This is a genomic window from Streptomyces sp. NPDC059454 (genome assembly GCF_042749965.1).
Taxonomy (GTDB): domain Bacteria; phylum Actinomycetota; class Actinomycetes; order Streptomycetales; family Streptomycetaceae; genus Streptomyces.
Genome location: NZ_JBHYVC010000054.1, coordinates 1 through 12,384 on the forward strand (window position 1 = coordinate 1; position 12,384 = coordinate 12,384).

The following is a 12,384-nucleotide window of genomic DNA, read 5'->3' on the forward strand; positions in this document are numbered from 1 at the left end:
TTGAGTTCTCAAGGAACGGACGCTTCCTTTGTACTCACCCTCTCGGGCTTTCCTCCGGGCGCTTCCCTTCGGTCTTGCGTTTCCGACTCTATCAGTCTTTTTTCGATCTTCTGACCACTATCTCGCAGGCATGCAAGAAGTGACTCAAAGACAGGATCTGACAGATTGGATTGCTGTCGAGCGAGAGGCGCCTGTTCGCACCGCTCGTCCCCGAGCAGGAGTACAACTCTACACAGGGTCGCGGACCGCGTGCAAATCGATTAGAGTGGGTGGTCTAGACCTCTCGTCTAGACCACCGATCCGGACCTGTCCCCCGGAACCGGTACGTCGCATGACATACGCTGCTGAACAGCGCGCCGGAGGCAGGCAGTGACGGCGGCGTACGTACAGATCTCCACGCCTGGGAGGCTTCCCATGACCACCGTGACGTCCCCGCTTGCAGGACGGGCCATCGGACTGGCGTCCGTACCCGACCCGGTCTTCTCCGGGGCCATGGTCGGCCCGGGTACGGCGATCGACCCCGCACGAGAGCCCGCCGAGGCCGTCTCCCCCGTCGACGGTGTGATCGTCTCTTTGCACCCGCACGCGTTCGTCGTCGTCGACGAGAGCGGACACGGCGTACTCACCCACCTCGGCATCGACACCGTGCAGCTCAACGGCGAGGGCTTCGAGCTGCTCGTCAACAAGGGTGACACCGTGACCCGCGGCCAGCGCATCGTGCGTTGGGATCCGGCCGCCGTCGAGGCCGCCGGCAAGTCCCCGGTGTGCCCGGTCGTTGCCCTGGAGGCCACGGCGGACGCTCTCTTTGAGCTTCGCGACGACGGCGATGTGAAGGCCGGCGACACCCTCTTCCTCTGGAAGTGACGCGGCGTCGTCCGATGACGGCCATCAGGACAACCAACGCGGCGGCGGAGCCCGCCGCTCTATCGGAGACGGGTGAGATGGAGACAACGCTGCGAGGCGTCGGTGTCAGCCACGGTGTGGCGATCGGCGAGGTACGGCACATGGGTACGGCGGTGCTCGAACCTCCGGCCAAGCAGATCCCGGCCGACGAGGCGGAGCGTGAGCAGGGGCGCGCCCGCAAGGCCGTGGAGGCGGTCGCGGCCGATCTGGTGGCGCGCGGCAACCTCGCCGGGGGCGAGGCCCAGGCGGTACTCGAGGCTCAGGCGATGATGGCTCGGGACCCTGAGCTGATGGCTGATGTGGAACGGCGCATCGCCGTCGGTAGCACCGCTGAGCGGGCGGTGTACGACGCGTTCGCCGCTTACCGCGAGCTGCTCTCGAATGCCGGTGAGTACCTGGCGGGCCGCGTGGCCGACCTCGACGACGTGCGGAACCGTATCGTCGCGCGGCTGCTCGGGGTACCGATGCCGGGTGTGCCGGACAGCGACGAGCCGTATGTCCTCGTGGCCCGTGATCTCGCGCCGGCGGACACGGCGCTGCTCGACCCGACGCTGGTGCTCGGCTTCGTGACCGAGGAGGGCGGTCCCACCAGCCACAGCGCGATCCTGGCCCGCGCTCTCGGTGTCCCGGCCGTGGTCGCCCTGCCGGGTGCCGGTGAACTCGCCGAGGGCACGCTGATAGCGGTCGACGGCAGTACCGGCGAGATCTTCGTGAACCCGAGCGACGAGAAGAAGGCTCAGCTCGAGGCGGCGGCGGCCGAGCGCAAGGCGGCGCTGGCGGCGTCGACCGGGCCCGGTGCGACCGCCGACGGTCACAAGGTGCCGCTGCTGGCCAACATCGGTGGCCCGGCGGATGTGGCGGCCGCCGTGGAGGCAGGTGCGGAGGGCATCGGTCTCTTCCGTACCGAGTTCCTGTTCCTGGACGACAGCAAGAAGGCTCCTTCCGAGGAGAAGCAGGTCGCGGCCTATCGTCAGGTGCTCGAGGCATTCCCCGAGGGCCGTGTCGTGGTGCGGGTGCTGGACGCGGGCGCGGACAAGCCGCTGGACTTCCTCACTCCGGCGGACGAGCCGAACCCGGCGCTGGGCGTGCGTGGTCTGCGGACGCTGCTCGACCACCCCGGGGTGCTGCGTACGCAGCTGACGGCGCTGGCCAAGGCCGCCGAGGGGCTGCCCGTCCACCTCGAGGTCATGGCCCCGATGGTGGCGGACCGGGCCGATGCCAAGGCTTTCGCGGACGCCTGCAGGGAGGCGGGGCTGCGGACGAAGTTCGGCGCGATGGTCGAGATTCCGTCGGCCGCGCTACGGGCACGCTCGGTGCTGCAAGAGGTGGAGTTCCTGTCGCTGGGCACGAACGACCTCGCGCAGTACACGTTCGCCGCGGACCGTCAGGTGGGTGCGGTCTCCCGGCTGCAGGATCCGTGGCAGCCCGCGCTGCTCGACCTGGTGGCGCTGTCCGCCGAGGCGGCGAAGGCCGAGGGAAAGAGCTGTGGGGTCTGCGGTGAGGCCGCTTCCGACCCGTTGCTCGCGTGTGTGCTGACCGGTCTGGGTGTCACCTCTCTCTCCATGGGCGCGGCGTCCATTCCGTATGTGCGGGCTTCGCTGGCGAAGTTCACGCTGGCGCAGTGTGAGCGGGCCGCGACGGCGGCCCGGGCAGCGGACAGTGCCGCGGATGCCCGTGACGCCGCTCAGGCGGTGCTGTCGGGCGAGTAGCCGGACCGGGCCGGTCGGCGCGATCTGTGTCCCTGTGGGGCGCTCCACCTGGAGGTGGGGCGCCCCACAGGCGTTCCCGGCTCAGTGGTGGTGGGCCTGACTCGGTCCCTCGCCGAGGTCGGGCGGCTCGCAGTAGTCGACATTGGACTCCGGGGAGATGAGGTCTCCGGACTCGGCGTCGGTGCAGTAGGCGTCGAAGACCTCGCCGGCGGTGAGAGGTTCGAGGCCGTGGGCGCGCAGTCGCCAGCCGTGGATACGGTCGGGGCTGCCGGCTTCGCTGGTCCGCATGACCAGTCCGCCGGGGCTCTCGGTGGCGAGGCCGACGGCCAGGACGGTGGTGAATTCGAGGACTTCGGACTCGTCGAGTTCCATACGGCCGGCGATGTCGTCGGCGTGCAGGACGGCGACGAGCGTTTCGGGTGGTCCGGAGACGCTGCACACGAGGTGCCGCTCGCCGGGTGGGGCCGTGTCGAGGATGCGGACGAGGAGGTGTGAGGCGCGGGTGAAAGCGGCGCGGCCCAGGTCCTCGCCGCACGAGGCGCAGGCGCCGAGGCGGGCGAGGAGCGTGGCCGCGTACTCCCAGGTGGCCCGGCGTACGGCCTCGTCGACGAGGACGGGCAGGAGGTCGGCCAGCGGGCGGCCGTCGTAGGGGACCGTGGGGCCGGTGGACGCGAGTGCGGCCGTGAACTGTGTGCGGCTGGTGTGGCTGTCGGGGTCGAGGCCCGTTTCCGCGCAGTACTCGGCGTAGTCCTCGGGGTCGAAGAGGGCCACCGTGGTGTGGCTGCCCTGCAGTGCGCGCGACCTGAGGACGGCTTCCATGTGTTTGAGGTAGGTGGTGTGGTCGTCGAAGACGAAGCTCTCGTAGCGCCGCATGGCACGGAAGTCGTGCTCGTCGGCCAGCAGGCCGATGGTGCCCGCGACTTCGCGGCGCAGGACGCGTCGCAAGATTCGGTGGTCGGTGTACGCCATGTCTCCCCCTGTGCACAGTCGATCAATGCTCACTCACAGTAATCGGCGGCACTGACAACGGCGGTCGGCCGGGTGGGCCGAAGGGGGAGCCGGTCTCCTCCGTGGGACGGAATCAAGCGCGCTTGCGGGCGATTTCCTCGTAGAAGGCGAGCAGGTCGAGGTCGTCGATGGATCCCGGGTTGACCGCCTTCTCCAGCGGGGTGCCCTGGAGGAGACGCTTGACCGGGACCTCGATGCGCTTGCCGGTGAGCGTGTGCGGGACGCCGGGGACCTCGATGATCTCGTCGGGGACGTGACGCGGTGAGAGTTGTTCGCGGATGACCTGCTTGATGCGGCTGCGCAGGTCCTCGTCGAGGGTGGATCCGGGTGCCAGGTGGACGAACAGGGGCATCCAGTAGCCGCCGTCGGGCTGTTCGATGCCGACGACGAGGGATTCCCTGATCTCGGGGAGGCGTTCCACGGCCTCGTAGATGTCGGCCGATCCCATGCGGACGCCCTGGCGGTTGAGCGTGGAGTCGGAGCGGCCGTGGATGACGACGGAGCCCCGGGAGGTGATGGTGATCCAGTCGCCGTGCCGCCAGACGCCGGGGTAGGTGTCGAAGTAGCTGTCGTGGTAGCGGGTGCCGTCGGGGTCGTTCCAGAAGTGGATCGGCATGGAGGGCATCGGGTTGGTGACCACGAGTTCGCCGACCTCGTCGGTCAGGGGCTTGCCTACGGCGTCCCAGGACTGAAGGTCCGTGCCCAGGCCGGGTGCCTGGAGCTCGCCGATGTGGACGGGGAGGGTCGGTACGGCTCCGGCGAAGCAGGAGCAGACGTCCGTCCCGCCGCTGACCGAGGCGATCCACAGGTCGGCCCCGTTCTCGGCGAACTCGTCGTGCAGCCAGCGGAAGCCGTCGGGGGGCAGGGGGGAGCCGGTGGTCGCGACGCACTTCACCGCGGAGAGGTCGAAGTCGCGCGCGGGGTGCACGCCGGCCTTGCGGCACGCCATGACGTAGGCGGCGGAGGTGCCGTAGAGGGTGGCGCCGGTGCGTTCGGCGATGCGCCACTGGGCGCCTGTGTCCGGGTGGCCGGGGCTGCCGTCGTACAGGACGATCGTCGTTCCGGTCAGGAGGCCGGAGACGAGGAAGTTCCACATCATCCAGCCGGTGGAGGTGTACCAGAAGAAGCGGTCCTCGGGGCCCAGGTCGCAGTGGAGTCCGAGTTGCTTGAGGTGTTCGACGAGGATCCCGCCCTGGGACTGGACGATCGCCTTGGGCAGTCCGGTGGTGCCGGAGGAGTAGAGCACCCACAGCGGGTGGTCGAAGGGCACCTGCTCGAAAACCGGTTCGGTGTCCGCGGCGGTGAGGGCCGACCAGTCCAGTGCGCCGTCGGGGGCCTCGGTGCCGAGCAGGGGGATGTGTACGACGGCGCGCAGGGTGGGCAGTTCGCGGCACAGTTCGGCGACGACGTCGCGGCGGTCGTGCTCCTTGCCGCCGTAGCGGTAGCCGTCGACGGTGAACAGGACGACGGGTTCCACCTGCTGGAAGCGGTCGAGGACGCTGCGGGCGCCGAAGTCGGGTGCGCAGGAGGTCCACACGCCGCCCACGGCCGCCGTGGCGAGGAGGGCGACGACGGCCTGCGGGATGTTCGGGAGGTATCCGCTGACACGGTCTCCGGGGCGCACGCCGAGGGAGCGCAGCTCGGCTGCCACGGAGCCGACCTGGCGGCGCAGCTCGGCCCAGGTGACGGGGCGCGGGTCATGGGTTTCGTCGACGTACAGCAGGGCCGCTTCCTCCGCGCGGGAGGCGGTGGCGCGCAGCGCGTGTTCGGCGTAGTTCAGTGTGGCTCCGGGAAACCACTGGGCGCCGGGCATCGAGCGGTCGCCCAGCACACGCGTGCAAGGAGTCGAGAAGCGGACGTCGAACCACTCCGTGACCGCTTTCCAGAAGGTCTCCAGCTCGTCCACCGACCAGCGGTGGAGCGCCGTGTAGCCGCCCTCGGCGGGGGCGCCGTGGTGTTCGGCGGCCCACGTCTGGAACGTGGTGATCCGTGCCTGAGCGATCTGGTCCCGGCTCGGCTGCCAGAGCGGCTGGGGGTTCACGGTCGACATGGGGCGGCTCCCGGACTGTGCGCGTCGTGTGCGTCCTCCGCGCACGGGCTGGGGTGTGCGCGTGACGCGGCTGACAGGGACGATGCCATGTGATCGACTTCCGCACCAGGGAGTCCCCCACATAGTCCGTGTCGTGAAGATGTGGTCCGATCACAGGTGAACGGCAGTTGAACGACCCGCATGATGGGCGCGGTCAGTGGCAGGGTGAGCAGCATGGACGGTCGTGACCTGGTGCGTTCGATGAAATCGGTCGGTTCGGTGAGGGCGGCTCAGGGGTTGCGTACCGTACGAGCAGCGTGGCGCAGGCGGCGGGCCGACGCCACTGGGCTGCCGCCGCGAGGGCCGGTGCGGGCACGGGTGCCCGGGACCGTGCGGGAGGTGGAGCCGGGGCTCGGTGGTGGGCTGGTCAGGTTCGGCCGCTCGGAGTTGCGGATTTTCGTGGCGGTGAACGGGGCGGTCTTCTGGGGCTGGGACGGGGCCGCTCCGGAGCCGTCGTACGCACTGGCCGGCCGCTGTCCCGATCCGGATCCGCGGGCCGCGCTGGAGCCGGACAAGGACGGTGGCTGGCGGGTGGTGGCCGAGCGGGTGACGGTGGTGGTCTCGCGGTACGGCGCGGTGGAGGTGCTCACCCCGGGGGGTGTGATGCTGCGGCGCGATCTTCCGCCGCGGTGGTGGGAACCGGTGGGCGGTGGTGCCGCGCATTGGATGCAGCGGTCCGAGGTGCCGGCCGACGCGCGTTTCTTCGGGCTCGGGGGGCCTGCGTCGGGTCCCCGGCTGCGGGACGGCACGTACCGGTTGTGGAACGCCTCGCCCGGTCGTGCCGGCGGTCCCGGCGACGATCCGCTGTCCGTCCCGATGCCGGTGCAGATGGTGGTGGCCGACGCGGGCACGCATCTGGTGTTCTACGACAGTTCGTGGGACGGCACCGTGACGCTGCGGGAGGGCGAGGAGGGCGCAGGTTCCGGACACGACCGGGCCGGGACCAGTGAGCTGCGCATGGAGGGTGGCCCGCTGCGCTGCTGGGTGATGGTGGGGGCTCCCGCGCGGGTGCTGCTCGCCTGGACCTCGCTCACCGGTGCGCCGGTGCTGCCGCCCGCGTGGGCGCTCGGTCACCATCACACGCGAGGGGCTTTCGGCAGCGAGGAGGAGGTGCGGCGGATCGTCGCGGAGCACCGGGAGCACGAGCTGCCGCTCGACGCCGTGCACCTCGGCATCGATCACTTCGATGCCCGTCAGGCGTTCACCGTGGACCAGGAGCGGTTCCCCAAGCTGCCGGTTCTCGCGGACGAGCTGCGGCGCGAGGGAATCAGGCTGGTGTCGGTCGTCGGTCCGGTGGTCGGGGCCGCGCCCGGCACCACCGTGTACGACGAGGGGGTGGAGCGGGACGTGTTCGTGCGGGACGCCTCCGGGGAGGTCGTGAAAGGGGTCGGGCGGGCCGGTGAGGTGGTCTTTCCGGACTTCACGCACGCGCGCGTGCGTGCGTGGTGGGGGGACCTGTACACGGAGCGGCTGGCACAGGGGTTCGCCGGTTTCTGGCACAGCATGGACGAGCCGACGTCCTTCGCGGCCTTCGGCGAGCCGACGCTGCCACGGTCGGCTCGCCACGCGCTGGACGGGCGCGGAGGTGACCATCGCGAGGCGCACAACGTGTACGGGCTGTGCATGGCACGGGCGGCGTACGAAGGGCTGCGGGAGCAGGCTCCCCAGGAGCGGCCGTTCGTGTTCTCGCGTTCCGGGTGGGCCGGTATGCAGCGTCACGGCGGGGCGTGGTCGGGCGGGGTGATGACGGGGTGGCCCGGGGTGCGGGCGGCATTGTCGCTGGTCATGGGGCTGGGCCTGTGCGGTGTTCCCTATGCGGGTCCGGACGTCGGCGGCTTCGACGGGGAGGCGTCGCCCGAGCTGTATCTGCGCGGGCTCCAGTTGGGGGCCTATCTTCCGTTCTTCCGCACCCATGGCGGTGCGCGTGCGGGCCGGGGTGAGCCGTGGGAGTTCGGCGCGGACGTTCTCGGGCACGCGCGCGTGGCGCTCGTCGAACGCCGGCGGTTGCTGCCGTACTTCATGACGCTGGCGTATCTGGCCCGGCGTACCGGAGCGCCGTATGTGCGGCCGTTGTGGTGGTCGGCGCCCGAGGAGCGCGCGTTGCGCGACTGTGAGGACGCCTTTCTGCTGGGTGACTGTCTGCTGGTGGCGCCGGTGCTCGCGCCGGGTGTGAAGCGGCGGGCGGTCCAGCTGCCGCGCGGGCGGTGGTACGACACGGCGACGGGACGTGCGTACGACGGGCCGGCCCGGGTGTGGGCCGACGCGCCGCTGGGGCGGATACCGGTGTTCGCGCGCGGGGGCGCCGTTCTTCCGGTGCGGGGGGAGGACGGCGGTCCGGAGCTGGAGGTGTGGGCACCGGCCCGGGGGCGGACCGGGGGCGGGCTGGTGGTGCCGGATGCCGGCGAGGGCTGGGAGGAGCCGGAGATCGAGCGTTACACGGTGCGGTGGTCGGGTCCGCGGATCGTCGTCGAGCGGGAGGGCGAGGACGGCGGCGTGGAGCCGTCCTGCCCGGTGCGCGTCCGCGGGGTGGGCACGGGCGGGAATCAGATGTAGCGGCCCTCGAACCAGGCCCGTGCGGCCAAGGTGTGCAGGGGGAACGCGAGTTCCTCCGGGCGGCGCAGCAGGTGGCGGTCCTCGGTCTCGTCGGTGGCGGTGAAGGGCGGCAGGTCTTCCGCGGGGCGTTCCGGGAGGAGCCCGAACAGCAGCAGGTGTCCGTCGGGCGAGCTCATGGCGTCGGCGAGCCGTACGTCGCGGCTCGCCGCGTCGATACCGGTCTCCTCCTTGAGTTCACGGACGACGGCCTGGCGCCAGTCCTCCCGGTCGTCCAGGTAGCCGCCGGGCAGGGCCGTACGCCCGCGCGCGGGCGCGATGGTGCGGGTGATGACGACGAGGCCGGTGCCCTGCGTGTCGTACACGGGCTGGAGGGCGACCGCGACCGGCAGCGGGTTGCGGTAGGCGACGGTGCCGCAGGACGGGCAGGTGCGGGGCCAGCCGGAGACGCCCTCTCCGAAGGCCGTGCCGCAGCTCGAACAGTGGGAGTCCGGCGCGGAGTCGGGAGCCATGGCAGGAGTTTCGGACACGCGCGGACTGTATCCGACCACGGTGGGGGCGTCTGCGGGGCCGGTCAGTTGTGGCCGGTGAGTGACCTCCGGGACACCGGGAAGTCGAAGTAGGTGTCCGGGTGGGCCTCCGGCTTGAAGGTGTAGTGCCACCACTCCTCGGCGAGGTTCACGAAGCCGAGATCCTCCAGGGTGCTCTTGAGGAGCAGCCGGTTGGCGCGTTGTCCGCCCTGGACACGCGGGTCGAGGGTGTGGCTGAGGGTGTCGAAGCAGTCGTAGCCGGTGCCCATGTCGACGGAGGTGTCGGGAAACCGCTCGTCCTCGGGGGCGAAGCAGGGGGTGAGGGGCTGTCCGGGGTGGTAGGGCCTTGTCGGCTTCGTGGGGAGTTCCACGATGGTGAGGTCCACGGTCGAGCCACGGCTGTGGCCGGATTTCTCCGCGATGTAGCCGTCGGCGAACAACCGGGTCTTGTCGACGTTCGGATAGAACTCGGCCTTCATCCTCTGGTCGTCGAGGTCCTTGGCCCAGCGCACGAAGTGGTCCACCGCGCGCTGCGGCCGGTAACAGTCGTACACCTTCAGGGAGTAGCCCTGCCGCAGCAGCTTCCGCTGCGCCGTGTGGAGGGCCTCGGCTGCGGGGCGGGTGAGGACGCACAGCGGCTGCCGGTAACCGTCGATGGGCTCGCCGACGAAGTTGTGCCGGGTGAAGTAACGGATCTCCTGGATGATCGTCGGGTCCACGCTGTTCAGTGCCACGAAGTCGCGGGGAGCCTTGGGTTCGGGCTTCGCCTGGGCGGTGGCGGAGGCGGCGGTCGCGGCGATCAGGGTGGCGACCACGGTGACCAGACCGCGTACCGAGAGGGAGAGTCGTGTCATGTCTCCTGCATCTATCAGGAGTCGGCTCCTCCGGGGAAGGATCCCTCCCCCGGCCGCCGAGCGCCCGTGTCGCCGCGGAGGTGGCGCTTCCGGCCGGGTGGCCGATAACCGTTGCGGTCGGCGACCTTGACGCCCTCTGAGTGCCGGTGAACACTTCCCGGTGTCAGTCGACATCACCGTACATCTCGGCGCATTCCGGCACGCCACCGCTGGGTCCTCCTGCGGCACGGCCCACTTCCCCACGGGCGATTCGGCTGCGACGGCACGCTCATCACGGACGCCGGGCGGGACGCGGATCCTCCCTGCCTCCGGCTGAAGTCGCCGTGGGAAACGCACCCTGCACGCGAGGTCCGGGGCGGATCTTCCCGGACCGGGGCCCAGGAGCCGCCATGAGCAACGGAGACATATTCGTCGGGGAGATCATCGGCACCGCGATCCTGATCCTGTTCGGCGCCGGTGTGGTCGCCGCCGTCGTACTCAACTACTCGAAGGCGAAGGACGCCGGCTGGGTCGTCATCGCGCTGGGCTGGGGTTTCGGCGTGATGGCCGGGGCGTACACCGCCGCTCCGCTGTCGGGCGGGCATCTCAACCCGGCGGTCACCCTCGGGATCGCCATCGACACCGGGGAATGGGACCACGTCCACGTCTACATCGCCGGGCAGATGGTCGGCGCGATGCCGGGCGCCGTGCTGTGCTGGCTGGTCTACTAGGCGCAGTTCCAGGCCAACGCCGAGGAGGACATCGCCCAGCCGACGCTCGGCGTCTTCTCCACGGTTCCGGCGATCCGCAACCCCGTCGCGAACCTCGTCACCGAGATCATCGCGACCATGGGCCTGGTACTGCCGATCCTGGCCTTCGGCCTGACCAAGGGGCTCGGCGAGTCGGGCACGGCCATCCTGATCGTCTCGTTCCTTGTGGTCGGCGTCGGTCTGTCGCTCGGCGGCCCCACGGGGTACGCCATCAATCCGGCCCGCGACCTCGGGCCGCGCGTCGTGCACGCGCTGCTCCCGATTCCCAACAAGGGCACCTCCGACTGGGGCTACGCGTGGGTTCCGATCGTGGGACCACTCATCGGCGGGGCGCTGTCCGGGCTGGTCTTCAACGCAGCCTTCTGAACGAACCTCCGCACGAACGACGAAAGGTACGTCATGACAGACAAGTTCGTCGCCGCGATCGATCAGGGCACCACTTCCAGCCGGTGCATCGTCTTCAACCGGCACGGCGCGATCGTCGCCGTCGACCAGCGCGAGCACCGCCAGATCTTCCCGAAGCCGGGCTGGGTGGAGCACGACGCCACCGAGATCTGGTCCAAGGTGCAGGCCGTGGTCGCCGGGGCACTCGCCAGGGCCGGTCTGCGCGCCGGCCAGTTGAGCGCGCTGGGCATCACCAACCAGCGGGAGACGACGGTCCTGTGGGACCGCGCCACGGGCAAGCCCGTGCACAACGCGATCGTGTGGCAGGACACGCGGACCGCCACGCTCTGCGACCAGTTGGGCGGGCCGGACGGGCAGGACCGTTTCCGCGAGCAGACCGGGCTGCCGCTGGCCAGCTACTTCTCCGGGCCGAAGGCGGCCTGGCTGCTCGACAACGTGCCCGGGCTCAGGGCCCGCGCGGAGAACGGCGAGATCGCGTTCGGCACCATCGACTCCTGGCTGATCTGGAACCTCACCGGCGGCACCGACGGCGGACGGCACGTCACCGACGTGACCAACGCCGGGCGGACCATGCTGATGAACCTGGAGACGCTGCAGTGGGACGCGTCCATCCTCGCCGCGATGCACGTGCCCGAGGTGATGCTGCCGGAGATCAGGTCCTCCGCCGAGGTCTACGGCACCGCGGTGGGCCAGCTCTCCGGCGTGCCCGTCGCCTCCGCGCTGGGCGACCAGCAGGCAGCGGTTTTCGGGCAGGCCTGTTACGACGCGGGCACGGCGAAGAACACCTACGGCACGGGCAGCTTCCTGCTGCTCAACACCGGCAACCGGCCGGTGCCGTCGAAGAGCGGGCTGCTCACGACGATGGGTTACAAGATCGGCGACGAGGCGCCCGTCTACTGTCTGGAGGGGTCGATCGCCATAACGGGCGCGCTGGTGCAATGGTTCCGCGACCAGCTCGGCATCATCCGGACCGCCGACGAGATCGAGCCGCTGGCGGCAAGCGTGGAGGACAACGGCGGCGCCTACATCGTGCCCGCGTTCTCCGGCCTCTTCGCGCCCTACTGGCGCTCCGACGCGCGCGGTGTGGTCACGGGGCTCACCCGCTACGTGACGAAAGCACATCTCGCGCGTGCGGTGCTCGAGGCGACGAGCTGGCAGACACGCGAGGTCGTGGACGCCATGTACCAGGACTCCGGAGTGCGGATCACCACCCTGAAGGTCGACGGAGGCATGACGAGGAACAACCTGCTGATGCAGCACCAGGCGGATGTCCTCGGGGTGCCGGTGATCCGGCCCAGGGTCTCCGAGACGACCTGCCTGGGCGCCGCCTACGCGGCGGGGCTCGCCACGGGCGTGTGGAACGGCCTGGACGAGCTGAAGTCCCACTGGCAGAAGGACGCCGAGTGGACGCCGGTCATGGAGGCGCCGGTGCGGAACCGGGAGTACCGCAACTGGCGCAAGGCGGTGGAGAAGAGCCTCGACTGGATGGAGGAGGGTGACGGCTGACCACGCGCGCGTGGTGCGTCGTTCTCCAGGTCCGCGGCCCGTGCTCCGGTCGGTGGGAGTACGGGCCGCGGACCTGCCGCC

The 12,384-nt window shown here is 70.3% G+C and carries 8 protein-coding genes and 1 pseudogene; 5 read left to right on the forward strand and 4 right to left on the reverse strand.

Features of this window, described 5'->3' with window-relative positions; all coding sequences use genetic code 11:
- Positions 1–414 precede the first annotated feature (414 nt).
- Positions 415–864 carry a PTS glucose transporter subunit IIA gene (locus ACFXAE_RS27955; RefSeq protein WP_384719721.1) on the forward strand — a complete coding sequence of 150 codons (450 nt, stop codon included), beginning with the start codon at positions 415–417 and terminating at the stop codon, positions 862–864.
- A 77-nt stretch (positions 865–941) separates the two neighbouring features.
- Entirely contained in the window at positions 942–2,612 is a 1,671-nt protein-coding gene (gene ptsP / locus ACFXAE_RS27960; RefSeq protein WP_384719723.1) for a phosphoenolpyruvate--protein phosphotransferase, read from the forward strand.
- Between the two features lie 81 nt (positions 2,613–2,693).
- On the opposite strand, the gene ACFXAE_RS27965 is transcribed toward ptsP, so the two are convergent.
- Together ACFXAE_RS27965 and ACFXAE_RS27970 are read right to left on the reverse strand one after the other, a co-directional pair.
- On the reverse strand, positions 2,694–3,581 hold the full coding sequence (locus ACFXAE_RS27965) for a hypothetical protein (RefSeq protein ID WP_384719725.1): 888 nt from the start codon (positions 3,579–3,581) through the stop codon (positions 2,694–2,696).
- 112 nt (positions 3,582–3,693) lie between these two features.
- Complete coding sequence (locus tag ACFXAE_RS27970; RefSeq protein WP_384719727.1) at positions 3,694–5,670, reverse strand: acetoacetate--CoA ligase; 1,977 nt, start codon at positions 5,668–5,670, stop codon at positions 3,694–3,696.
- Positions 5,671–5,883: 213 nt separating this feature from the next.
- Here ACFXAE_RS27970 and ACFXAE_RS27975 point away from each other — a divergent pair, with 213 nt between their 5' ends.
- Positions 5,884–8,262 (forward strand): glycoside hydrolase family 31 protein, encoded by a 2,379-nt coding sequence (locus tag ACFXAE_RS27975; protein ID WP_384719729.1) that lies wholly within the window; start codon positions 5,884–5,886, stop codon positions 8,260–8,262.
- On the opposite strand, the gene ACFXAE_RS27980 is transcribed toward ACFXAE_RS27975, so the two are convergent.
- On the reverse strand, positions 8,253–8,771 hold the full coding sequence (locus ACFXAE_RS27980) for an NUDIX domain-containing protein (RefSeq protein WP_384719789.1): 519 nt from the start codon (positions 8,769–8,771) through the stop codon (positions 8,253–8,255). The genes ACFXAE_RS27975 and ACFXAE_RS27980 overlap by 10 nt on opposite strands.
- 62 nt (positions 8,772–8,833) lie before the next feature.
- Positions 8,834–9,643 carry a M15 family metallopeptidase gene (locus tag ACFXAE_RS27985; RefSeq protein ID WP_384719731.1) on the reverse strand — a complete coding sequence of 270 codons (810 nt, stop codon included), beginning with the start codon at positions 9,641–9,643 and terminating at the stop codon, positions 8,834–8,836.
- 389 nt (positions 9,644–10,032) lie between these two features.
- On the opposite strand from ACFXAE_RS27985, the pseudogene ACFXAE_RS27990 reads away from it, so the two are divergent.
- Both ACFXAE_RS27990 and glpK read left to right on the forward strand, forming a co-directional pair.
- Positions 10,033–10,758: pseudogene (locus ACFXAE_RS27990) on the forward strand (MIP/aquaporin family protein).
- 33 nt (positions 10,759–10,791) lie between these two features.
- Entirely contained in the window at positions 10,792–12,303 is a 1,512-nt protein-coding gene (gene glpK, locus ACFXAE_RS27995; RefSeq protein ID WP_384719733.1) for a glycerol kinase GlpK, read from the forward strand.
- The last annotated feature ends 81 nt before the right edge of the window (positions 12,304–12,384 follow it).

Coding starts and splice junctions, on each gene's coding strand:
- ACFXAE_RS27955 (WP_384719721.1), top strand. CDS start 415: ATGACCACCGTGACGTCCCCGCTTGCAGGACGGGCCATCGGACTGGCG.
- ptsP (WP_384719723.1), top strand. CDS start 942: ATGGAGACAACGCTGCGAGGCGTCGGTGTCAGCCACGGTGTGGCGATC.
- ACFXAE_RS27965 (WP_384719725.1), bottom strand. CDS start 3,581: ATGGCGTACACCGACCACCGAATCTTGCGACGCGTCCTGCGCCGCGAA.
- ACFXAE_RS27970 (WP_384719727.1), bottom strand. CDS start 5,670: ATGTCGACCGTGAACCCCCAGCCGCTCTGGCAGCCGAGCCGGGACCAG.
- ACFXAE_RS27975 (WP_384719729.1), top strand. CDS start 5,884: ATGGACGGTCGTGACCTGGTGCGTTCGATGAAATCGGTCGGTTCGGTG.
- ACFXAE_RS27980 (WP_384719789.1), bottom strand. CDS start 8,771: ATGGCTCCCGACTCCGCGCCGGACTCCCACTGTTCGAGCTGCGGCACG.
- ACFXAE_RS27985 (WP_384719731.1), bottom strand. CDS start 9,643: ATGACACGACTCTCCCTCTCGGTACGCGGTCTGGTCACCGTGGTCGCC.
- glpK (WP_384719733.1), top strand. CDS start 10,792: ATGACAGACAAGTTCGTCGCCGCGATCGATCAGGGCACCACTTCCAGC.